This is a genomic window from Streptomyces shenzhenensis (assembly GCF_021462265.1).
GTDB lineage: Bacteria > Actinomycetota > Actinomycetes > Streptomycetales > Streptomycetaceae > Streptomyces > Streptomyces shenzhenensis.
In genome coordinates this window covers 352533-375589 of record NZ_JAJONF010000001.1, presented here as the reverse complement: position 1 = coordinate 375589, position 23057 = coordinate 352533, and the positions used below count along the sequence as shown (strand labels likewise).

Below are 23057 nucleotides of genomic sequence, written 5' to 3'. Positions count from 1 at the left end.
GTCGCGTAGCAAGAGCGCCCGTCCTCTTATCTAAGGACGGGCGCTCTATTGAGTCAGCCCGTCATTCTGCCGGGCTGTTAATTTTGCCTGCTATCCAGCCTCCCGAAGCTATGCGCTCAATGACCTGGGCCAAGAGGCGCTTCAGGACTGGGTCGACAAGAAACTTGCCGATGAGGACGTGCACACCAAAGCCATGGCTGGCATCGAGGAAGAAGAACGCAGGCTCAGTGAGCGGCGCGCGGCGGCTGCAACTAGCTCAAGCGAAGCGCCGGGTACCAGCTCCAGTCGTGGCAGTCGGCGAGGTAAAGTCTCTGACTAGTAAGCCGGAAGCCCGTAACTTAGTGATGTTCTGTATTCGCCTGCGAGAAGCTTGTCCTCCAGCGCAGTCATTTCCACTGCTCCTCTGCGAGCGGTGAATTGTTCAGCTGGTCACGGAGGCTTCGCCAGTTCGGCATGAGCCTCTCCATGAGCTTGGTGAAACGGTCGTCGTGGTGGCGCTCCAGATAATGCGCCATCTCGTGGACGACGATGTACTCCAGGCACGCCGGGGGCTTCTTCGCAAGCTCGACGTTGAACCAGATATGTCCGGTCTCGCGGTTACAGGACCCCCATTTGGTTTTCATTCGCTTGATGCTCCACCGCGGCACCGATACGTCGAGGATCGGTTCCCACTTGGTGATCAGGGCCGGGATCGCATGTCGAAGTTGCTCCCGGTACCAACGGTCGAGCAGTTGGCGTCGTCGTTCGGCTGTGGTGCCGGCCGGCACGTACAGCAGCAGTCGCTCACCGTCTAGTTCGAGGTGAGCCTGCCCGGGGCGTTCAACGACCTTCATTCGGCGTCGAACGCCCCACACATAGTGAGACTCGCCTGTGACCATCTCTCGCGTGGACTGCCGTGCAGCCGAGAGAAGTTGCTCGCGCTGCCCTTTGATCCACGACAGGCGCTGGATCACGGCGAGCCGCACCTGCTCATCGTCGAGCTGGTGCGGTGCTGCTACCCGGACGCGGCCGAGCGGCGGATAGACGCCGATGTGCAGGTTCTTGATGTTCTTGTAGATGACGTCGACGTCGATGCCACGGATGGTGAGGCAGGCACTAGCGGTACTCATGACGTGCCTTTAGCAGTTCAAGCAGTTCGTCAAGCCGGTCGAAGTCGGTGGGCAGCGCCTGAGCGAGCGCGCGCCTGACCTTCTTCTCTTTCATCGCATTGCCCACCCACGAGTCGGGCTTGGTGTGGAGGATGGTGGTGTCCACCACTGCGGCCAGCTCCGGTGCATGGTCGAAGAAGTCGATCAGAGCGCGGCGGGCACCGTTGTTGGCCCACTCCGGGTACTCGGTGTCTGATTCGCCCTTACCGAGCTTGGAGGCGTGCTCCAGTAGCTGCGCGAGGTATTCCTTGTAGTCCAGAGCACCCTGCCGACGCTCTTCGAGTATGGCGTCGAGTAGCTCCGACATCTTGTCGTAGTACTTCGGGTTCATCGGGCGCTCGTCGATGATCACCTTGCGCATGTTGTTGGTGATCGTCTCGGCCATCGCTTCGGGATCGTTCTTGATGCCCGCGGGAAGCTTGTTGAGTGCCTCAGCCCCCATCTCGACGATCAGATGGATCAGCCCAGTCTCTTGAAAGTCGGAGACAACCTCGGAGGGACTGGCGCTGATGTACGTGTCGAGCAGGTGCCGCATGCCGGCCTCGTACTGCTTGAAGTCGACGTTCTCGCCAGCGCCGAGCTTGACCTCTTCGCGCACATTGGTGTAGTGGGCGATCTCGTCCTTGATCGCTGCGGCATCGGCGTCGCTATAGCCAGCATCCTGCATTTCGTTGGCAAGGTTGCCGTACGCACGGGTCACGGCCGCAACGGTCTTGTAGAGCTCAACCCGCTTGGGTTCGTTGGCCTTGAGCTGCTCGGCGTTACCCTGCTCGCGGGCGCAGAAGTACTGCTGGTACTGAAGGGTGTCCTTCGGCGGTTCAACCGGCTCACAGAGAGCCCGGATCTTCTCCAGCGCCTCATCGAGATCGTCGCGGGCCTTGTCGATCCGGTCGGACAGCAACCCCTCGATGTCCTTCGCCTCGTAACCTTCGAGGGCACCACCGGTGTAGTCCGTGATCGCGGACTCAAGAGAGTTGAACAGATCGCGATAGTCGACGATGTAACCGTAGTCCTTGTCCTCGCCGTCGAGGCGGTTCACGCGGCAGATCGCTTGGAACAGGCCGTGATCCTGCATCTTCTTATCGATGTACAGGTACGTCGCGCTCGGGGCGTCGAAGCCCGTCAGGAGCTTGTCGACGACGATGAGCAGCCGCATCTGGCCCGGGTCGTTGATAAATCGGTCCTTGACGTCCCTCTCGAACTGCTCGACCTTGCTCATCGCCTTATCGGCGGGCTCGTTGAAGTGGTCCGCGAGCATCTGCCGGTAGATCTCGTACTGGCGCAGCCGTTCGGTGGCGCCGTGGCCGGAGTCTTCCTTGGAGATGTCGCTGGCCTGTGGCGTGTACGACGTGACGATGGCGCACCTGCCCTTAAAACCAGCCTGGATGAACAGTTCGTAGAACTTGCACGCCTGGTAGATGCTCGAACTGACGAGGATGGCATTGCCGCGGCCATCCGACAGGCGCGGCTTGATCTCCATGTCGAGCAGGATGTCGTTGACTATCTGCCGGGCGCGGGGCTCCGAGCTGACGACCTTCTGGATGGTGCCCCAGCGTTTCTTTAGCTCGGCGCGGGAGAGGTCCGTCATGCCCCGGGTCTTGGCCTCAAACCACTGGTCGACCTTTGCCGGCGAGGTCAGGTCCTGGTCGATGTTGCGAGCCTCGTACCGCAGATCAAGTACGACGCCGTCGGCCACACCCTCGTCGAACTTGTAGGTGTGGATGAAGCTGCCGAACCGCTCGATGGTGGTGGCCTTGTCCACCTTGAGCAGGGGCGTACCGGTGAAACCGATGAACATGGCGCCCGGCATAAGCGCCTTCATGGCGTCATGCATCTTGCCCGACTGGGTGCGGTGGGCTTCGTCGACGAAGACGAAGATGTTGCCCTTGGCGTGGAAGTCCCTGGGGATGGTCGCGTTCAGCTCACGGATGAACTCGTTCTCGGCCTCGTCGCGAGCGCTCTCGTCTTCCGAGCTGCGGAACTTGTGAACCAGCGAGCAGACCAGCCACTCCTCGCTCGCATTCAATGTGGCAAGTAGGTCGCCACCGCTCTTGGTGCGGTAGATGGACTCGTTGACCCCGCGGAAGACCTTCTCGATCTGATCATCCAGTTCGGTTCGGTCAGTGATGAGGAGCACGCGGGCGTCCGGCTGGTTCTCGCGGATCCACTTCGCCAGCCACACCATGGTCAGCGATTTTCCAGAACCCTGGGTGTGCCAGATGATGCCGCCCTCGCGCTGGGCGATCCGCTCCTGGGCCGCCTTGACGCCGAAGTACTGGTTGTGCCGACAGGTCTTCTTCTGCCCGGCGTCGAAGACCATGAAGTCGTGAACCAGCTCGAGCAGGCGCTCCTTCGAGCAGAGCTGGGTCAAGGACCGGTCGAGCGGGTCGGCGATGTCGGACGGTTCACGCCATGTCAGCCAGTACTTCTCCGCTGTGTCGATGGCGCTGTAGCGCAGCCCTTCGACGTCGTTACCAGCCATGACGAGCTGTACCGTCGTGAAGAACGGACGGATGAACTCGGGCCGCTGGTTTCCGATGCTCTGCCGGATACCTTCAGAGACGGCGACCTTCGAGCGTTTAAGCTCGATCGTCCCGAAGGCGATGCCGTTGACGTACAACACGATGTCTGGTCGCTTGGTGTGCTGCCCCAGCACCGTCACTTCCTCCGCCAGGGCGAAGTGGTTGGCTTCGGGGCGCGCCCAATCGACGAGCCACACTGTCTCCGTTTGCTCGCCGACTCCGGGCTTGACCTTCACCCCATACCGGAGCAGGCCGTAGACGTCCCGGTTGGCCTCGTACAGATCGCGGCCACCACCGAGCGAGGCATCGCTTTTCAGCTTGTCGAGCGCCTTGTTGATGAGGTTGTCGCTATAGCCCCGAACACGGAGGTTCTGCGTGAGTAGCTCGACATCGACGTTGGAATTCGCCGCGCGGTACTCCCAGTTGCCGAGGTACTCGTAGCCCAGTGAGTCTCGGAACAGCTCGACGACGCGATCTTGAGTTTTGCGCTCAGGTTGACCGACGTTACTCATGCTGCACCCTCCTCGACAGGTAGGCGAGTACGGCCGGTCAGGAGCTGTTGCATCATGCCTTGCTTGACATGCTGTGCCTTCGCGAGTCGCTGGCGGATCAGATTCATCTCGCCATCAGCGTCATCTAGCGCCGCAGCGATCGCCTGCTGTTCGTCGAAGGGAATAGCGGGAATCTTAGTGTTCCTGACCTGCGCCAGACTGATCTGCGGGTACGCTTGCCCAGTTACGATTGACTCATAGTACTCCCGCATCGAATGTTGCGATAGGTAGTGATAAACATAGCCAGGATCAAATCGACCGTCCCTAATCCGCACTCTTGCGATATGCTGATTAATGTTCGCCTCGCCGACGTTTACCAACCGGACGACGCGTCCGACGTAGCCGGTAATCGTCACCAGGATGTCTCCGTCGGCAATCCGACTCCGACGCAACATATGATTGGCAGCTGGCGAGATGAACATTGACTGCCTCATATCTAGGCCGCGCTCAGAGACGCACTCACTGCGAAGAAATGGGACGCCACTGGACTCCCAGGCAAACCCATATGTCGTGGGTGTAGCACCCTTCGTGATGGATGCCGAGATCTCTCCCAGACGAACGTTAACCCACGGATTGGTGCAGCCGGAGAGGCAGGTCTTGCCGGTCAGAAGTTGCTGCATCATGCCCTGCTTGATCGCTTGCTTCTTTGCGATCATCCGCTCAATAGTGGAAATTAGGGCGTCTACATCTCTGAGACCTTCCGCAATGAGGCGCTGTTCCACTAGAGGGGGCAATGCAATCTCAAACGATGAGAACTCCGACTTATTCACCAATGGAACTGCTTGCTCGCCAGCACGCTCACGAACGAGCGACGACAAGATATTGACTGCATAATACAGGAACTCTGAGTCAACCTGGCTGGACGGGACGATCGAGTTGATTTGCTGGTTCGTCGCTAGAGCGCGATCAGCAAGTCCGACCTTCCCAATCGTGGAGCCAATGCAGACAAAAAGCGTTGAGCCTGCAGGAACTCGTCTCGACCGGGAAAATCCGCGGGCGGAGAGCATCTTTCCTGATGCTGATACATACTTCTTTTGACCGAGATCCGCAGGACTGACGAACATGTACTCATGACCGTAGTTGGAGCGATCGCTAGTCGACGGCGTGCTACCGGTCACCACCGTGCCAACCGAGCCAATCTGCGCGCGGCTCCAACCGTGAGGAAGCGTTGCCGCTGCGTTCACGAGTCGACCCCCATCTTGGCGAGATGGCCAGCCACCATGGCTCCCAATTGTTCTAGCTCAGTGTTGATGGCCACGACTGTCTCTGCATAGCGCTCGCCCAGCTCCGTAATACGGCTCACGAGTGCAAGCGTCAGCAATTCAGCCTCAGACGCCATGCGGTTGGTGATCGTCGCATGCCACTTGTCGTCGAGAACCAGTTGCTTGATCTCGGGCTCGGCAAGGTCCCCGTATTTCTTGAGGGTCGCGAGATCGAGGGCGGCCTGGGCTTCCTTGGCGGTCTTCTTGGCGACAGCCTCTTCGTTGTACAGCTTGATCAGGTGCTGGAGAGCCTTGATCTCCTGCGGGTCAGTCCCTTCGTGCCGCGCCACCTTGAGCCGCGTCGAAGCGAGGGCCTTAGAGATCTTGCCGTCGTCCATGGCCTCGGCAAGCAGGCCATCCTCTACAGCATGTTCCTCGATGTACTCCTCGACAGCACGACTTGCCTCCTCGGCTGCCGCATGCAGTGCGTCGACCTTGGACTGCTCATCCGCAAAGTAACGAGTGACGACAAGCGTCGGCGGGATGAGGTCCATCTTGTACTTGGTGGCGCTGCGACCAGAGCCGATGACGAGGTCTGGGGTCTCGGAGAGCTTGCGTTCCTTGTCCTCGATGGTCTTGCGGGGCTTCGCCGCCTCACACCACCCGTCGTTCATGATGAGGAAGACGTCGTCGTGCATGACGCCGTGCCAATAAGTCATGAGCTGCTCGTAGACGTCGTACTCGTCGAGCAGAGGGGTGTTCTTGAACCGGGCCAGCAGATCATCACTGATAACAGCGATCAGGTCCTTGGGGACAGCGTCCGGGTTGAGCGCTTGCAGGACCGGCCGGTGTGCGGCGAACCAGTCGTCAACCTGGCCGCGGACGTCCATAGCGAACTTCTGGAACTCGTCAGAGTCCAGGATGGCCTGTTGCACCTCAGTCACCCCGACAGCCAGGTCGCTGTAGCCGGGGCGGTTCGGCTTGAAGAGCGTGGCACGAAGGCTCGGGAACGCCTCCCAGTACCCGTTGAGTGCGTCCAGGTCGCGGTCCGGGATCCCGCCATTCAGGTGGGCGTGAAGGTCCTGGATGTCCTCCGGCTCGGAGGAGTCGATGTACCGCGGGATGTTGAGGTTGTAGTCGTTCTTCGGGTCGGCGATCTCGTGGAGCGGCACCATGCGCGAGTAGCGCTCGATCTCGGTCTGCTTGTTGAAGACGTCGACGATCTTGTGGATGTCCTGGCTGCGGAGGCGGTTCTTGTTGCCGTCCTTCATGAAGCCCTTAGAGGCATCGATCATGAAGACGCCGGTGCGCGCCTGGGCGTTCTCCTTGTCGAGGATGATGATGCAAGCCGGGATGCCGGTGCCGTAGAAGAGGTTCGCGGGCAGGCCGATGATGCCCTTGATGTAGCCACGGCGCAGCAACGCTCTGCGGATGGTGGCCTCGGCGTTGCCACGAAAGAGAACCCCGTGGGGCAGGATGACGGCGGCCTTGCCGTTGCTCTTGAGCGACTTAAGGATGTGCAGCAGGAAGGCGTAGTCACCGTTCTTCTCCGGTGGCCGGCCGAACTCGAATCGCCCGTATTCGTTCTCCAGGCCGTTACTCCACGACTTGATCGAGAACGGCGGGTTGGCGACGGCGAAGTCGAAGGTCCGCAGTTGACTCCCTTCAGTGAACTGCGGGCTAGTGATTGTGTCGCCCTTCAGGATGTCCGGCGCCGCGTCCTCCTTGCCATGGAGGATCATGTTCATCTTGGCCAGCGCCCAGGTGGCGTTGTCCTTCTCCTGGCCGTAGATAGTGATGCCGCGCGGAGCCTCGTCGGCCACCTTGAGAAGCAGCGAGCCCGACCCGCAGGTGGGGTCGTAGACGGTGTGGTCCTGTCGGGTTTTCGGCCCGATCCCGACGACCTTGGCGATGACCCGCGACACCTCGGCCGGGGTGTAGAACTGGCCCTTTGACTTACCCGATTCCGTAGCGAAGTGCCGCATCAGGTACTCGTAGGCGTCGCCGAGCAGGTCATCGCCCTCAGCGCGACTACCACGGAAGTCTAGGTCAGCGAAGATCGTCACCAGCTTGGAGAGGCGATCCTGCATCTCCTTGCCCTTGCCGAGCTTCTCCTCGTCGTTGAAGTCGGCCAGGTCGATGACCTTCTCAAGCCCGTTAGCCTCGGCGAGCTTGCTGATGATCTTGTTGATCTTGTCGCCGATCTCCTTGTCGCCCTTGAGGGCGACCATGTCATCGAAGGACCCGCCGGCGGGGACGTCGATCAAGGAGGAGCGGTCGGTTTTGGCCTTGTCTGTCACGTACTTCACGAACAGCAGGGTCAGGATGTAGTCCTTGTACTGGCTGGCGTCCATGCCGCCACGCAACTCGTCACAGCTCCGCCAGAGCGAGCTGTACAGGTCGGACTTCTTGAGAGCCACTAGCACGCCACCCCCTTGCCTGCATCGAGACCGGAGCCTGACCGCAATTCCGCGGTGAGGTGTACGCGTGACCTGTCCATCCTTCGGCGTCCATCCTTCGCATGCCAGTGCGTGACAGCAGTGTCACTAGTGGTGATACTCCAAGCGAGTGCCTCAACGATATCGCTGAGTACTGACAGAGGATGCGGTTGGCGCGCATCCCCCAGGGGCTTGGCTTCTATCAGCAAGTCGATCACGACAGTTCCCCCTCCAGCACCCACACGAACGCCACCCCGCCCTTGGGGAACGTCCAGCCCTCGTAAGCAACTTCGACGCTCGGTGACGGATCGGACGCAGCAAGTGCGGTGTACCGTGGCTGGCGCGGACCAGAGAGGTAGTCCAAGACGTTCATGTAGCGGATACCGCAATCGCCGTACCAGAGTTCAGCCCTGAAGTCCTTGGTCGGCTGCGCGAGGTCGAGGTGTAGGACATGTCCGTGCTGCTGCACGAGCACGCGGTAGGCATACGAGACGGTGACCGGCTCCCCGGTCTTCACGTCACCGCCGAGGCCCACGGTGCAGACCTGGCCCTCCTTGCGGACGCTGCGCCGGATCTTCTGCGACTTGCCGTTCACGGCGACCTGCACGAGCTCGAATACCTCGGGCGACGACGCATCGAGGCCGTGAACAGGCTCGAAGTACCACGTCGCCGTAGACGCCGGGTCGGTCAGAAGTTCCCGGTAGGTGTCCAGGTCGGAGACACAGGAGAAGCGGAGCACTGGGCTCGACGGCACGAAGCGGTACTCCCACCGGATGGTGGCGACGAACATCGCGCCTCGGCCCTCCGCCGGCCCCTTGGCCCAGGGCGCGAGCGATACCGCAACGCGGGCGTCCTCCCATCGCTGCTTGGCTCCGATGATCTGCTTCCGGAGGTCCTGGTAGGCGTCAGCCGCCAGTTCGTTGTCACCGAGCCGGATGGACAGGCAGTTCTCGACGATCCGGTCGAGTGTCTTCGGGGACGCCACGTTCGTCAGGGCCTCCGGCGCGAAGGCGAAGCCGTCGACCACCGCGTCACGGATGGCAGGAGCCTCCTCCGAGAGCACCTTGCGGAGACGCTGGTTGGCCCGGACTTCGGCGTCGGCCTGGTCGATGTACTCGAAGAAGATGGCGATCAGGCCCGTAGTGAACAGGGCCGACCCGACATCCAACACGGGAAGGTCGTTGAGCCAGCTCCAACCCGCATGGCCAGCGGCCCAGTGCGCTAAGACCATGAAGGCAATGCCGACAACCGTTGCGACGGTGGCGAGGAGTGCGAGCTTGGTGCGGTAGAGACGTTGTAGCGGGCTCTGCATACAAGATCAATTGTAACAAATGTGCAGCTCAGCTCCAATGCCGAGCGCAGGAAGACCCCGGGCCGCAAAGGGTGCGAGCCGGGGTCTCCAGGGTGCGGGGCTATCCGCCGCCGGTACCGCCGCCACCACCGTTGCCGTGCGCCATGACCACCACCTCCTCTGCTTCCGAGAACTGCCTACGCGAGGCAGCATAGGACACATAGTCATGGGATGCAGAGAGTTGGGATACATAGTCTCTGGATCTTGAGGCTTGGGACATATGAGCTAGGGCTTGCCATGGCAAAACAGCCCATCTCAGACGCCGCCCAGACCTTCGGAGCCCGGGTACGCGCCCGCAGGAACGAACTCGGCAAGAGCCAAGAACGCCTCGCCGACGACAGCGGCATGCACTGGACGTTCATCGGGCAGGTCGAGCGTGGTCAGCGCAACGTCAGCTTGCACAACATCCTGAAGCTGGCCGAGGCGCTCGGCGTGGATCCCGCAGAGCTGGTGCGGGGGTTGAAGTCGCCAGGGGGCGACGAGAGCGACAAAGACTGAGGGTGGTATGAAAAACAGGGTCGACTGGACCGACGAGCGGCTCGGATCCACCGTTTACGAAGACATGGTCTCCGTCCTCATCAGTCGTCTCCATCCACAGGCACAACGTATTGATGGATCCGGTGGCGATGACGGCCGCGATGTTCAGCTTCCCCTGCCTACTGGCTTGGAAATCTTCGAGTTGAAGAGCTTCACCGGACGCCTGGACGAGAAGTCGGGCAGAAGGAGGCAAGTCAAGAACTCTCTCAACAATGCCGCCAAACACAACCCAGTAGCCTGGCACCTGGTGGTTCCCATCAATCACACCGATGGCGAACTCAAGTGGTTCAACGATTTGACTGCTAAGTATCCCTTCCCATGCGTCTGGCGTGGGAAGGATTGGCTCGACAGCCAGATGGCCTCCTACCCGGAGCTTCCGCGTTACTACCTAGAAGGCAGCAACGACGAGATCGTTAGCATGATGCGGGAGATCAACCAAGAGCAAGCTGCCCTCACCCGTGGTGTTACTGACCTAGCAGCTCGTGTACGCACGCTCAAAGATCGCCTCAACTCTCTGGATCCGCACTACTCATTTGGTTTCGAGGCTCATCCGGACGGGTCCGTAAAGATCACAGTCGCACCGCGCTATCCCGGAGCCGAGAGGGATCGCCCTATCACGATGGGCGGAGCCTTCCAGTTTCCCGAAACCGAAGAAGGGAGGAAGGTAGCGCAGGCAGTCCATGACACTTTCAACTACGGCACGGCGACCGTCGTACCCGGGGAGTACGTAAAGCATGTGCAGATCAATGCTCCTGCTGGCTTCGGCGGCACCTACGAAGGTGGCGAACTCCGTATCGGTGCGGCCATCAACACACCACCTCAAGAGCTCCGCGTAGTACTCCGAATTCAGGATGAGCGCGGATTCGTCGTAGCACAGCTTCCGCTCAAGGCGCTTGAAAGCACAGTTGGCTTGCGAGGCGGTGTGCTCACACTAGTTGACCTCAACTCCACAATCAAGGTGACTGCGCGCTTTGACACTGTTACCAGCAGGATCAAGCTGCACTACGATTACCATCAGCCCGACGGCTGCCTCCCCGGGACGCTCCTGCCTACCGTCAATTTCCTTCGGGAGATGAAACCTGAACGCTACTTCGTGATGGAAGTGAACGGACAAGAGATTGGCCCGCCAATCGATATTCCCGAGTCCGGCACAGATGGCTACGCTCTACCGTACAAATTTCTACTTCTACTTGCCGATATTCAGCGAATCAGCGGCGTCTACTTCCCCATGCCCAAGACGCTCACCACTGAGGAAGTGGATGCACTCGGAGATGCCCATGCCTTTCTCACTAACAATACGGCCACAGGTCAGTGGTCCGAACTGAACCTCGAAGTAACGGTAGAAGGTTTGTCCTCGCCAGACATGCAACAGCTAGAGAAAGACAGAGAAGCGCGAGACGTCTGGCTCAACGAACCTCTACTCGTTAAGCTCGGCGACAACACCTATATGCTAGGCGTAACCAGAAAGACCCTCGCTACCGTACGTGTGGCAACATGGCCCGAGATCCCTGATGAAGCTACACCCGATACAAAAGTCACGGTAGCGCTTAAACCGGGTCCTGACCCCTCTGTGACGATCGCTATTTTCAAGCCAGAGACATAGACGGCTCCACATACTGGGGCTGGTAAAGAAACGTCACTATCGCCGAGTTGCTGTAAGCGTGCACTCTGTTGGATCGACTGGCAGCGGCTCTACGCTTGCCCCATGCCCACCACCGCGGAAGTGACAGTCCGCACCCTCGACGGTCTCCACCTCGCCGGCACCTTGGTCGAACCAGGACAGCCAACCTCTCGGGCCATCGTGCTCGTCCACGGTGGAGGGGTCACCCGCGAAGAGGGTGGCTTCTTCACACGGCTGGCGGCTGGCCTGGCCGAGGCGAGTGTTGCTAGCTTGCGCTTCGACCTCCGCGGCCACGGGCAGAGCGAGGGTCGCCAGGAAGACCTCACGCTGTCGGCCATCCTGAACGACATCCGGGTTGTGCTGGCATATGTCCGTGAGGCCACCGGGGCTGAGGACGTCACCCTGCTTGGTGCCAGCTTCGGCGGTGGAATCTGCGCGTACTACGCCGCGCAGCGTCCAGACGACCTCTCCCGCCTGGTGCTCTTCAACCCCCAGCTCGACTACAAGAAGCGGACTATCGACAGCCGGGCGTATTGGGAGAACGACTACCTCCAGGAGGAAGCCGCACAGCAGTTGGCGTCGGAGGGCTTCATCCAGTTCACACCGACCCTGAAGCACGGACGGCCCATCTTCAACGAGGTGTTTTGGATCCGCCCCCATGAGGCGCTCGGCGACGTCCAAGCCCCGACGCTCATCGTGCACGGCACCAAGGACACGTTTGTGCCCATCGAGTCATCACGGGCAGCGGTCGAGCAGTTCGGCGGTCCGTGCAAGCTCATTGAGATCGAGGGCTCGCAGCACGGCTTCGCGGTGCACGACGACCCGCAGTACCTCGATCCCCAGAGCCAGGAGTGGCAGGCGTTCGTCATCCGTACCGTGGCCGAGTGGGTAACGACACCGCTCTGACCGTCAGGAGGCGTGAAGAGCCTCGCGGAAGTCTCGTACCGCAGGCCGGCTGCTCCAGCGGCCCAAGGTGTGCAGCACCTCGGAGAGCACGCGCAGGGTTCGCTCCGACTTCATTGTGTGGGCGACCTGAGCAGATTCGCGGCCGAGCTGGGCAGCTTCGTCGGGCTCACCGCACAGCGCCACCGCAGCGGCACGGCGGGCATTGAAGAACCCCGTGTCACGGCGCGACAGCGTCCCTGCCCCGATCGCCTCACCGAACAGTTCCACCGCGAGACCTGGCTTCCCGGCCTCGGCGTAGGTGACGGCATTGCGGAGCATGAGGGTGTCCTCGGTGAAGTACGCCCCCAGGGGCGATGGGTCGTCGCTGGGCACGGCGGTCAACAGTCCGTGCGCCTCGTCGAGCTTCTGCTTAACGGCGTCCAGCGGTTCACCAGTCATGGCCAAGCCGAGTGCTTCTTGCTGGGTGACCTCGGCTCGCACCCGCGCCGGCAGGCGCCACCGCTCGTGGCTCCCTGCTTGGGCCAGGGTGAGTACCCGCAAGGCGTCGCGGTCGTCGTACGCCATTTGGGACTTCTTGAGCAGGACGTACCCCTGCATAGCCGGGTCGTCGGCTTCCTGCGCCCACTCCATAGCTCGGTCGTACCAAAATCCAGCCTGTCCGGGCTGGTGGATATCCCGGTACAGCCACCCGGCGAACTCCGCCCCGTCGGCCCCGACAGACATCAGCTCACGGCGGATTTTTGGCTTCACGTCCCGGGCATGCTGCTCGATGGCTCCCAGCAGTCCGAGCACCACCGGCAGGATCTTCTTCGGGCCGAGGCTGCCGTCGTCACGCTTGGCGTGGTCGAGCTGCGTGCAGAAGTAGTCGACGACAGGGCCGCCCTGGTAGCGGCGGGATTCTTCCAGAGCGGTTGCCACGCGCTGAAGTTCTTCCAGCCCCCGACCGGGGAGAGCGGCAGCGGCGATGCCGCTGAGGAGCGTTCGACGGTGGAGCGGACTCATGGCCTCGAATTCCGTGGCGGTAGTGCTGTCGGCCGGGAGTGCCGACAGGCTGCCAAGGCCGTTGGCCGCGAGCGCTTCCGCGTCGACGGGTACGAAGACGGGTTGTCCGTTCACCATGACTGGAAGCAGCACCGAAGCCGGAGTGTTGGGTGGTTCCTCGGGCTTCTGGTGGTCGGCCTCGCCCCGCGGAGTGGCAGGAGCCGCGAACTGACGTTCGCTGCCTGGCAGCTTGAACCACAGTAAGTCGGCCGGGATCTTCAAGCTATGCGCCCATTGCATGAGCTTCGAGAGGTCCTGCGGGGCCGCTCCGTTCTCGATCCGGCTGAGCTGGGCCTGGGTCACGCCGAGCCAGTCGGCGACGGCTCCTTGCGACAGAGCTCGTCTGTGGTGCGGATGGGTGCGGTAGGCGTAGAGCACCTGGCCGAAGTGCCAGCTCTCCAAAGCTTCGCGCAACTGTGGGTGCTCCCAGAACTCGGCAGGGAGAACGGGCGGTTGGCCGGCTGACTGGCGCTTCTGGCGGACGCAGGCCCCACACCGATCTCCGGCGTTGTCCCTGGCCAGCCGTGTACCGCACTGGCAGTAGCGGGCCGCTTGCTGTGGTGCCATGTTGCCGCCGCTCCCGCCCTTGGTGCCCCCTGGCCATGCCTACCCAGCGTATTGCCATACGCGGCCCCCGGGGGCAATACGCCGGACGTATATGTCCCCATGCGTGGCCGTAGTTGGCCCGCCAACTGGCCCCCACCAGGCTCGGGAGGCCCCGTTTATCCCCCAGCCGACACGGGGCGGCAAGGAGCCGACGCGATGCCCACAACACCCCGACTGGCCTACGGCTACCTCCGCGTGCTGCCAGGGCTCGGGATAGACGACGTTCTGCGTCTCCACCGCGACCTGGTGGCCTTCGCCGAAGCGCACGGATTGGTGCTCGCCGACGTGTTCATCGAGGCCCAGTGGCAGCAGCTCAAGGCGTGGCACGAAGTCGTGGTCCACTGCCACGGGAAGAACGTACGCCACGTCGTCATGCCCTCGCCGGAACACCTGCACACGATCCCGGTCTTGGCCGAGCTCATGAAGGACGATGTCGAGCGGGAGATTGGCGGCACACTGTGGCTCGCCGCGCCGCTCGAAGCGACCGCCGCTCCCGAACAGGAGGCGCGGCCGTGAACGCCTCCCCCTATACGAGCGAGTTGGAGCTTGCTGCCCAGGCCGACGCTGTGCGATGGGGTCGTCGCCACACAAGAGATGTCTTGTCCGCCTGGCGCTTGCCCGACGACCGCATTGACGACGCCCAGTTGGCGGTCTCGGAGTTGGTCACCAACGCCGTGCGCTGCGTCGGCAACGTGTCGCTCGATGCCGTACCGCCGCGCATCCGGCTGACCCTGCACAAGGAGCCGCATCGGCTCCTCATCTGGGTGGCCGACCCCGATCCCCGGCCGCCGGTGCTCAATGCGTCGCCTGTGGCTGGCGCTGAGAACGGGCGGGGGCTGCTGATCTTGGAACGCATTACGAAGGAGTGGAGCTACTACTTTGTGCCGACGGGCGGCAAGGTGGTGTGGTGTTCGATTGGGCTGGGGTGAGTGGAGCAGCACGTAGGCGTCGGCCCCCGTCTTGAGGACGGGGGCCGGTTTTGTGTGCCTCGACTAGATATGTGACGAGTCATAGCGTTTATCCAACTACACCAGGTAGTCTCGAATAAAGTTCCACGAAGTCGTCACTTCAGATACCGACCGAGAGTTGAAGTCAGCTGAGAACATTTCGCGTTGCATAGCCCGGCACCCAGGAGCATGCATACATTCTTCTAGCCTGCTCGGGCCAAAGTGAGACTGCTGGAGACCGCTGACTCTCCGTGAGTCATTCCTGTGGTAATGCCCACCTGTCAAAATAAGACGAAGCTCTCTTTCGGCAAGTTCCGAAAATCCAAAAGTCCTGAGCTCAATTTGCGCTTCCAGCCCCCGTTCCCGCAACGGCTGGGCTTGCAACGCCGAGTTCAACATTTGCTCAGCCGTTTTCGATTCGCCAAATCTGGCAACGGTCCTGGCAATGAAGCAACGCATTTCCCAGCCAGAACAAGCCTGGAATGCCTCGGACAGTCTTCGCTGTGCTTCATCCAGTTCACCGCACCGAAGCAACAAATCTGCTGACCGCCAGAGGTGTTCGGGAGTCAAATACTGACGCCGGGCCGCTTCAAGAGCCATGCCCACGTTTCCAATATCAAGGTATACGTCTCCAGCGTCGAGCCACTTGCGCGGTGCCTCGCCAGCAAGAAAGGCACAAAGTTCCTGTTCCACATAGCTCTGATGTTTGGTCCGCCAGAGCCAGGCAAGGCCATCCAGGATTGCAGGAGACCAAATTTCGCCTGCGGCAGTTCGCCTGAACAGCAAATCCGCAATCGGCCCATACTTCACCCCCAGCCGACCAAGAATGGCGTTCACGTCCTGCTCCAGCCCATCAGGGTCGAAGCCAAACCCTCGGTAGAAGCTACCGAGCCCGATCAGGTATTCCTCGTCGCTCAGGATTTTGTGCGGGCCACTGTAGAAATCCGTGATGTGACCGACCATCTCGTTGTCCAGAGGGACGTCCGAGTATGACAGCAGTTCCGCTACGGCGTGTTGGACGATCGGGTACGTCTTCCGAGCGTACTCCGACCGCGGACCGAGCAGGTTGCGAATGAGCCTTTTCGCAATGTTGGCTTCTTCTGCTGCGCTCGACTTCGCCCAGCGGAGCAAACAGAGGTTGGTGAAGTTATCGAGGTCATCGCCCATCTGGAACAGATACCATTCGCCGGGCTCGTCGATGTAGATCGAGACTTCCTCAGTATCTTCCTTTTCGGAAGCCAGGTATTCCATGAGTGAGCGTTGCATGACGGCGAGTTCGGGGCCACGTTGCACGAAGAAGCCGGTGCTCAGGAGTAGGTCGTGCATGAGTGGTTGCCAGTCGATGGCGTCCGCGATGTCAGAGCAGCTACCAAAGCCCGCGAAGGACTCCTTTACGTATTCCGTTGCAGTTTCGAGCAACTCCTCCCTGAAACCCTTGACAACGTGCTGGGCGACGCGCGTGCAGACGCTTCTCCGATTGTCATAAAGCCAGGAAGTCAATTGATCTCCCAGCGTCCCGTACTGCTCCAGTACCGTTTTCATCTGGCGGCGAATTTCAGCTTGCCCAGGGCGCTTGAATAGCAAGTGCCTCACAAAGCTCTCGTACAGCCCAAGCAAGCTATGCGGGATTTCGCTGCCAGGTTTTTGCGCGTGGACCTGGCAAAGCATGGTGGCGAGAAGTGGGTTCTTCAGCAGATCGTAGATGCCACTGTTTCTGGCCTGTTGCAAGACCTGGTGAGCCTTGGCTTCACTCACGTTATGCGCACGCATCCAGCCACGGCAGAACTCGGAGAGCTGCCAGTCGTCAAAGGGAGCGATCTCATACGTTTTGAGATCTAGCATGGCGAGTCCGGGTTCGATACTGCGGCCGAGGACGACGAAGCGGAAGCGTGCGGATGCACTTTGGTGGTTCAGGGCAGCTACGAGACTGCTGCGTGCATTGCCCTTGGCCAGTTCATCTGTACCGTCCACGAAGACGAGCCAGCCTTGCGCACCTGATGGCGGCTCAACGAACAAGGTCGCTGCTGGCGATTCCATGAGCAACCCCGCAAGATGTTCCGCTAGGGCCGAGGCCACCCTTTCAGCGAAACCACCCGGACCGGCCAACAATCGAGCCGGGACATAGAGCGGTAGCCAGGTGCCGGCGGGAATGTGATCGCCCGCCAGGAGTTCCCGGCTCATGCGGGCAACAGTCTGTTTGGCCAGCGTTGACTTTCCGGAACCGGCCTCGCCTCGGATCCCGATGTGACCATGCTGTTTGAGGAGAGCGCGCAGCGACATTTCTTCGCGAAACGAGGAATCTTTTGGCGGGCGTACAGAAAGCTCGACGTAGCATGCGGCGGCTGACGGTCTGGTGGTCAGCGGGTCTGAAAGGCCGATTTCGGCAGCGGCTGCGACTTGGGCTGCGAGGAGGTCGCGGAGTTCGGTGGTGAGGGTTGGGGCCTCGGTGAGACTTTGCGGCTCGCCTGATACCTCAAGTTGCGATTGTCTGACCTGCTGGGCTCGTTCTGCACTCTGGGCAGCGAGTTCGAGGCGGCGGGGTTCTAGCTGCTCGGCCGCCCAAGCAGCGAACTGATCAACCCACTCGCGTTGGGTCCGGGCCGCGCCCCCTTTCTTAACCCCGCGCTTCCTTAAATATGTTTCATACCACTCTTGGCGAGCATCCCTGTCTTCCTCTACATCGTCGGGCATTTGCTTGAAGTGGTAGCTAACCTCTAGAGAGAGTTTGAACTGCTCGACCGTGATCCCTCGCGGCCTATACGAGAATTCCCTAAATAGGTCTCTCAAGCGTGCCACTATCGTGCCCTGGATGACCTTGATGCCATCGTCCGTGGATATACCCCACAACTGACAGAGCTCTTGACCAAGCGCCGCTAGGATGACTTCTTTGTCTCGCTGGAGACCGCCATCACGGCTTAGCGCCTGGAAGCGTTCAGTTAAAAAGAACTGATCTTCTGCCACAACACCGTCCCTTCATCCTGGCCCAGATGATACCTGAACTGCAACCACTGCACGTGGCGCTCACTTCGCGCTTGAAAAATGATCTTGAATATGCCTAAATATAGAACATATGAGCGAATCAAATCAAAGATATGAGGGGAGTGAGAACGAGCGATACTTCGCAGCGTTTGATTCCCTGGATCCGTCAGAATTTGTGGCACTCCATCGTGTCGCAGTGAACGAACACGATGAGGATATAGGCAGCGGCGAAATTACATCAGCCTTTGATGCGTTCGAGTCTCAGCGGAAGGGAAATTCCATAGAATCCTTGACCAGTGAGTACCTTGATTTCTTACCGTCCCGTAGCCTTGACCGGGCAAAGCTAGTCTATGAGACATTTGCAGCGAGCCCACATGTGAAAGATCGACTACAGGTCGCCAGGCTGTGCCCCAGAGAGCTTGCTCGTGTTGACTACGACGCAGGGATGGACCTCTGGGATCGGTTAATCCGCGACCCAGACAAGATTGTACGCCGAGAGGCGCGCGACGAATTTAAGCCGGACGCCCCTGATTTGACTGAGCGCTGGGCTCTTACTCGTGAAGACGCTGTGCGCCTAGATCAGGCGTATCGGTCTGCCGAGCAAGGAATAGACCTTCACTACCCATTCCGTCATGCAGGCGAGCTCGCACTCAAGCACTTCGTCGAGCTCCTAGACGCCAGCGATGAGCCGCAGGTTCGCTAGCTCTTCTTGCCACCGGCAGGATTTCTTGCTGCCAGTCCTCTGGACTGGCCATTTCTTGTTGCCAGTGGCAGTAGACGGTCTTTTTCTGGACCTGTCCTCCTTCGTTCTGATTTGGTTCTCTCATCGCCACCCAAGGCACGCACAACAAATGTGAAGGCCCTGGGAATGGCTTGCATATTGAGAACTCAACAGAGTGAAGGGAGGTCTCGCCCTTGAGCGAGATCATGAGGCGCAATGCGCTTCCACCTACGTCGCGTAGGGCGCGACACATTGTCGCTTCGGCTTCCGAAGCGACGCTTGCCGAACAAGTCGCCATGAGGGCCGTATCGGCAACCGCAGAGTACGGCATGAGCGAGGTGCTGTTCCTCAAGCAGACACAAGCAGTGCTTGAGCAGCAGTGCCCGGATGCAGCGGAAGCCCTGGCCATGATTGCCAATTCTGCCGCGATGTCCATCGCGCAGCAGGTGCGGCGCTTCGGTCAGCGGATGAGCGGATGACTGCCGCTCTGCTGCTCGTGGTCGGGGTGGTGGCCGGCTGGGGCGCCCGGTCGGTCGTCATCGCCAAGCAAAACGCACGCCGTCAGTGGCGCGCGGGTGTGCTGCTCGGTCTGCGACAGCAACAAGTCATGAGCGAAATTGCAGCCCAGCGTCGCAGGTCTGAAGAACAGATGCGACGCATTGTCTACCAGAAAGGCGGTCAGTGAAGCACGACCTCATAGTTCCGGCGGTTGTCGCCGGGGCATACGTCGTCGGCCGCATCCAACAATGGATGCGAGACCGACAGAACAACGAGGTGGGATACCACCTCAGCAAGGCGTACGACGCCATGAGCAAGAAGAGGGGAAAACCGGAGTGAACTCGGCAACACACACAGCGGTCACCGTTCCGCATGGGTTCATGAAAACGAGCAGCATCACGAAGCTGACCGACGCCTTTCAGGAAGCTTTCTCAGCAGCCTACAACGAGGAGAAACAGCGCAAGCAGGACGCGAAAACACGGCTGCGGGCAGCGCTGGACAGCGTGAGCGAGTTCGAAAACTCCACGGCGCACGAGGAGTACCGCCCGGCGTGAACCGTGGCGGCCCGTTCGATGGGTGGAAACAGCGCTACGCAAACGTGTTGGCGCTGTTTCTCATTACGGCGTTTGTGGCGCGGTGGATATTCGATCTCCTCGCGCCGATGTTGCCGCTTCTCATACCTGCGGCGATCGGGCTGGGTATTTGGCGGTTCGTACGTCATCGGCGGCAGTGGTAAGTCGGGCTGAGACACAGTGTCGTTGTGAATAGCACTTCGACTTTCTCACTGCCCGACCTGTGCGCAAAACGAGCGCACCAACAGATGGTGCTAATCGTGTGCTCGCCTGCAAGTTCGGGCGAATTTTCGAGCGAGTAGACGATTTTCAAGATCATCTCCATGTCCTAAATGTATACATAGCTCCGGGGCGGCCTGCCGACCGGAGCCAAGGAAAGGAGGAAACAAAGCACGTGACGGAAAATGCAACAACAAGGCGGGAGATCCCCGCCCGGTTTCGGACCATCTTGGCGGATCCCCCATGGGATCACCAGCAGTCCGGGAGAAAGGGGGCAGAGCGGCACTACCGGCTCATGAGCCTCGAACGCATCAAGGCCATGCCTGTGGCCGACCTGGCGGAAGAAAACAGTCATTTGTGGCTTTGGGTCACAAATAGCTCACTCCGTGACGGGTACGACGTAGCCGAGGCTTGGGGCTTCACGCCCCGGTCGATCTTGACCTGGGTGAAGTTCCGCCTCGGTCTGGGCAGCACGCTCCGAAATGCTTCCGAGCATGTGCTGTTCTGCACGCGTGGCAAGGCTCCGGTCAAGTTCAAGTCGCAGCCGACCTGGTTCAACGCCCCCGTGGCAGCGCACTCGGTGAAACCCGACGAGCAGTACCCGCTCATTGAGCGACTGTCAGATGGCCCATACATCGAGCTATTCGCCCGCAGGCGTCCCCCGAGCACCCGAGGGTGGTCAATCTGGGGCAACGAGGTGGAGTCGGACATCTGCATCCCGGGCTACCCGGTTCCCAGTGATCACCGCCACGCCCCCACCGAAAGGGGGCGGTAGATGACCCCACGAAGATCACGCAGCCAGCGGCCGGAACGCCGGTTCGTCGTGGTTGGCGTACGCCGGGAACCGACCGACGTGCGGAAGCTCGCGAAGGCTCTGCTGGCGGTGGTGCTCGCCGAACAACAGCGCACCGCGGATGCCGTTGAACCCGAGGAAGGTGTTCGCGGATGACCGCTGCTACTACGGGCAAAGACTTGCAGTTTGCCCGGCTGCACCTGCCGCGCCCGCTCGACGCTGACGCCGTGCTCGCCCTCTTGGGCCGGCTGGCGTCGGATCGACAGACGGGGCACCTCGTGCTTGAACTTCGCGCCGAAAGCGGTAGACACGTGCGCTACTTGCTCGGTGCGCGCCCGGTAGATATGGCGCGGCTGGGACATCTGCTCGGGCACTTCCTGCCTGGCTCCTTGCTCGAAGACGACCCGGCACAGCCTCCAACTCGTCCGCCGGTAACAGCAGCGGGGCGCCTGCGGGTTCGTCCCGCATATCTTCCGCTGAGCATGGACGCACCCGAGAACGTCTCCCGGGCGGTGCTTTCGGCACTGGCCGTGCCCCTGGCGGAGGACGAGGCACTCGTAGTGCAGCTCGTGCTCGGGCCCCGAGTTCTGCCGAGTGTCCTGCCCACAGACCTGCCCGACCCGAGCCTTCCCCTCCTGCGGCAAGCCCTGATCGGCACCAGGCCGGCGGGGGCGGAGCTTCGGGGTCGCGTCAGACGACGGGTCGAGCACCCGGGTTTCCAGGCGATCATCCGCGCTGGTGCGGCGGCTGCCACGCAGCAGCGGCGAACCGCACTGCTCCTCGGTGTCTTGTCCGGCCTGACCGTGGCTCAGGGGCCGGGTACGCGCATCCGGCTCGTCCACGACAGCGCGGAGCGCCTCAACGAGGGGCGTCGGCCATGGCTGTGGCCGCTCAAGTTGTCGGTGCCGGAGATCGCTGGGCTCCTAGCCTGGCCCTTGGGCGACGAGGAGTTGCCCGGACTGCCGCCGCTGCACCCGAAGCCGCTGCGCGCATCGGCACGAGTCCACCAGGGTGAGCGGGTCTTCGCCCAGAGCGCGGCTCCAGGCGACGGTGACCGGCTACTCGGCGTATCGGCCAAAGATCAGACCATGCACGGCGTGGCCTACGGCCCGAGCGGATCTGGGAAGACAAATGTACTTTTGCGTCTCATCCTGGCAGATATCTCGGCTGGCCGCCCGGTGGTCGTACTTGACCCGAAACAGCAGCTCATTGACGACATATTGGCGCGGGTGCCTGCCGACCAGGTCGACCGGATCGTGGAGCTGAACGCCGCCGACGCCTCGCCAACTGGGTTCAACCCCCTGGATGTTGGCCATCGCGACCCGGATGTAGTCGCCGACGGGATCTTGGCCGTGTTCGCGGCAGTGTTCGCAGACGGCTTCGGTCCGAGGACTGCCGACATCCTTTCAGCAGGTCTTCGAACGCTTGCCCGAGGAAGTCGACCGAACCAGCCAGTGAGCCTCGTGGATTTGCCCCGGCTGTTCACCGACCCGGCGTTCCGGAGGCCATTCGTCGGCCGCGTGCAAGGCGACCTCGCCCTGGCTGGGTTCTGGGCGTGGTACGACGATCTCGCTCCGGCCAACCAGGCCGCCATCCTGGCAGCCCCCATGAACAAACTACGACAGTTCCTGCTGCGGCCAGCGGTGGTACGGATGCTCGACCAGCGGTCGGGGAAGTTTCGGCTGCGCGACGTTTTCCGCACCAACAAGGTCGTACTCGTCCCTCTCAATGAGGGCTTGGTGGGAGGAGGGACGGCGAGTCTGCTCGGCAGCTTGGTCATCGCGGAGGTCTGGCAGGCCGTGCAGGAACGGGCCAGCGAACCCGGCGCACATCTGCGGCCCGGCACCGTGTACGTCGACGAAGCACCCCGGTTCGTCCACCTGCCGACCTCGCTCGCCGATGCCTTGGCCATCTCGCGAAGTTTGTCCGTAGGGTGGTTTTTGGCGGCACAGTTCCGCAACCAGTTCCCGTCGGAGCTACGAACGGCCGTGGACATAAACGCGCGGAGCAAGGTGGTGTTCGCGACCGAGGCCGACGACGCGCGGGACATTGCGCACAAGCTGGCCCCGGAGTTGGAACCTGCGGACTTCATGAGCTTGCCGCGCTTCCACGCGTACGCCAACCTCGTCGCCGACGGTGCGCCTTCCGGCTGGGGGCTGGTGCGGACGCTGCCGCCACCGCCGGTCACTGCCGACGCCGAAGCGGTGCGGGCTGTCGTACGAGCCAATTATGCACCCGTGCAGCCCGCCCCGGCGCTGGCGACGACAAACGCCAGCGAGCCACCGGAAGCGCCCAACACTGCACCGCAGCAGATTGGGCGCAAACGACGCACGAAACCCGCCGAGGAATAGCCGTGGGCCGCGAATAGCGCCCTGGGCTGACCCGTGTCTTCGCCCGTCTGTTCG

Annotated in this window: 20 protein-coding genes; 13 read left to right on the top strand and 7 right to left on the bottom strand. The window is 61.3% G+C overall.

All coding sequences use genetic code 11. From position 1 onward, the window contains the following. Window positions 1–386 precede the first annotated feature (386 nt). From LQ326_RS01800 to LQ326_RS01780, 5 genes are all read right to left on the bottom strand, one after another. Window positions 387–1109, bottom strand: coding sequence for a M48 family metallopeptidase (locus LQ326_RS01800; protein ID WP_234531684.1), 723 nt, complete (start codon window positions 1107–1109; stop codon window positions 387–389). Beyond that, a complete protein-coding gene (locus tag LQ326_RS01795) occupies window positions 1096–4182 on the bottom strand; it encodes a type I restriction endonuclease subunit R (RefSeq protein ID WP_234531682.1) in 3087 nt (1028 codons plus the stop codon). Before LQ326_RS01795 ends, LQ326_RS01800 begins: the two co-directional genes overlap by 14 nt. After that, a complete protein-coding gene (locus LQ326_RS48210; RefSeq protein ID WP_234531680.1) occupies window positions 4179–5405 on the bottom strand; it encodes a restriction endonuclease subunit S in 1227 nt (408 codons plus the stop codon). The genes LQ326_RS01795 and LQ326_RS48210 overlap by 4 nt, the downstream gene beginning before the upstream one ends. Then, entirely contained in the window at window positions 5402–7843 is a 2442-nt protein-coding gene (locus LQ326_RS01785; protein WP_234531679.1) for a type I restriction-modification system subunit M, read from the bottom strand. Before LQ326_RS01785 ends, LQ326_RS48210 begins: the two co-directional genes overlap by 4 nt. A gap of 232 nt (window positions 7844–8075) precedes the next feature. Next, entirely contained in the window at window positions 8076–9173 is a 1098-nt protein-coding gene (locus LQ326_RS01780; protein ID WP_234531678.1) for a hypothetical protein, read from the bottom strand. A gap of 276 nt (window positions 9174–9449) precedes the next feature. Between LQ326_RS01780 and LQ326_RS01775 the strand changes: the two genes are divergently transcribed. The 3 genes from LQ326_RS01775 to LQ326_RS01765 all read left to right on the top strand — a co-directional run bounded on the left by LQ326_RS01775 (window position 9450) and on the right by LQ326_RS01765 (window position 12276). Beyond that, complete coding sequence (locus LQ326_RS01775; protein ID WP_234531677.1) at window positions 9450–9710, top strand: helix-turn-helix domain-containing protein; 261 nt, start codon at window positions 9450–9452, stop codon at window positions 9708–9710. Window positions 9711–9717: 7 nt separating this feature from the next. After that, window positions 9718–11352, top strand: a complete 1635-nt coding sequence (locus LQ326_RS01770; RefSeq protein WP_234531676.1) for a hypothetical protein — start codon at window positions 9718–9720, stop codon at window positions 11350–11352. Between the two features lie 102 nt (window positions 11353–11454). Continuing rightward, window positions 11455–12276: an alpha/beta hydrolase gene (locus LQ326_RS01765; protein WP_234531675.1), complete on the top strand. Its 822-nt coding sequence runs from the start codon at window positions 11455–11457 to the stop codon at window positions 12274–12276. Window positions 12277–12279: 3 nt separating this feature from the next. Here LQ326_RS01765 and LQ326_RS01760 read toward each other — a convergent pair whose 3' ends face one another. Beyond that, window positions 12280–13731, bottom strand: coding sequence for a helix-turn-helix domain-containing protein (locus LQ326_RS01760; RefSeq protein WP_234531674.1), 1452 nt, complete (start codon window positions 13729–13731; stop codon window positions 12280–12282). A 348-nt stretch (window positions 13732–14079) separates the two neighbouring features. On the opposite strand from LQ326_RS01760, the gene LQ326_RS01755 reads away from it, so the two are divergent. Both LQ326_RS01755 and LQ326_RS01750 read left to right on the top strand, forming a co-directional pair. Then, complete coding sequence (locus LQ326_RS01755) at window positions 14080–14439, top strand: hypothetical protein (RefSeq protein ID WP_234531673.1); 360 nt, start codon at window positions 14080–14082, stop codon at window positions 14437–14439. Then, on the top strand, window positions 14436–14852 hold the full coding sequence (locus LQ326_RS01750; protein WP_234531672.1) for an ATP-binding protein: 417 nt from the start codon (window positions 14436–14438) through the stop codon (window positions 14850–14852). Before LQ326_RS01755 ends, LQ326_RS01750 begins: the two co-directional genes overlap by 4 nt. Before the next feature lie 96 nt (window positions 14853–14948). Here the strand turns inward: LQ326_RS01750 and LQ326_RS01745 are convergent, their stop codons facing one another. Continuing rightward, the gene (locus LQ326_RS01745) at window positions 14949–17831 is read right to left on the bottom strand and encodes an NACHT domain-containing protein (RefSeq protein ID WP_234531671.1); all 2883 of its coding nucleotides are present in this window, start codon (window positions 17829–17831) and stop codon (window positions 14949–14951) included. A gap of 109 nt (window positions 17832–17940) precedes the next feature. Between LQ326_RS01745 and LQ326_RS01740 the strand changes: the two genes are divergently transcribed. The 8 genes from LQ326_RS01740 (at window position 17941) to LQ326_RS01705 (ending at window position 23003) form a co-directional block, all read left to right on the top strand. Beyond that, the gene (locus LQ326_RS01740; protein WP_234531669.1) at window positions 17941–18552 is read left to right on the top strand and encodes a hypothetical protein; all 612 of its coding nucleotides are present in this window, start codon (window positions 17941–17943) and stop codon (window positions 18550–18552) included. A gap of 212 nt (window positions 18553–18764) precedes the next feature. Continuing rightward, window positions 18765–19049, top strand: coding sequence for a hypothetical protein (locus LQ326_RS01735; protein ID WP_234531664.1), 285 nt, complete (start codon window positions 18765–18767; stop codon window positions 19047–19049). Continuing rightward, window positions 19046–19255: a hypothetical protein gene (locus LQ326_RS01730; protein ID WP_234531663.1), complete on the top strand. Its 210-nt coding sequence runs from the start codon at window positions 19046–19048 to the stop codon at window positions 19253–19255. The genes LQ326_RS01735 and LQ326_RS01730 overlap by 4 nt, the downstream gene beginning before the upstream one ends. Next, on the top strand, window positions 19252–19407 hold the full coding sequence (locus LQ326_RS01725) for a hypothetical protein (RefSeq protein ID WP_234531662.1): 156 nt from the start codon (window positions 19252–19254) through the stop codon (window positions 19405–19407). The genes LQ326_RS01730 and LQ326_RS01725 overlap by 4 nt, the downstream gene beginning before the upstream one ends. Window positions 19408–19448: 41 nt before the next feature. Further along, a complete protein-coding gene (locus tag LQ326_RS01720) occupies window positions 19449–19622 on the top strand; it encodes a hypothetical protein (protein ID WP_234531661.1) in 174 nt (57 codons plus the stop codon). 412 nt (window positions 19623–20034) lie between these two features. After that, on the top strand, window positions 20035–20634 hold the full coding sequence (locus LQ326_RS01715) for an MT-A70 family methyltransferase (protein WP_234531659.1): 600 nt from the start codon (window positions 20035–20037) through the stop codon (window positions 20632–20634). Next, window positions 20635–20808: a hypothetical protein gene (locus LQ326_RS01710; protein ID WP_234531658.1), complete on the top strand. Its 174-nt coding sequence runs from the start codon at window positions 20635–20637 to the stop codon at window positions 20806–20808. It abuts the gene before it with no gap. Beyond that, window positions 20805–23003 (top strand): type IV secretory system conjugative DNA transfer family protein, encoded by a 2199-nt coding sequence (locus tag LQ326_RS01705; RefSeq protein WP_234531657.1) that lies wholly within the window; start codon window positions 20805–20807, stop codon window positions 23001–23003. Before LQ326_RS01710 ends, LQ326_RS01705 begins: the two co-directional genes overlap by 4 nt. The last annotated feature ends 54 nt before the right edge of the window (window positions 23004–23057 follow it).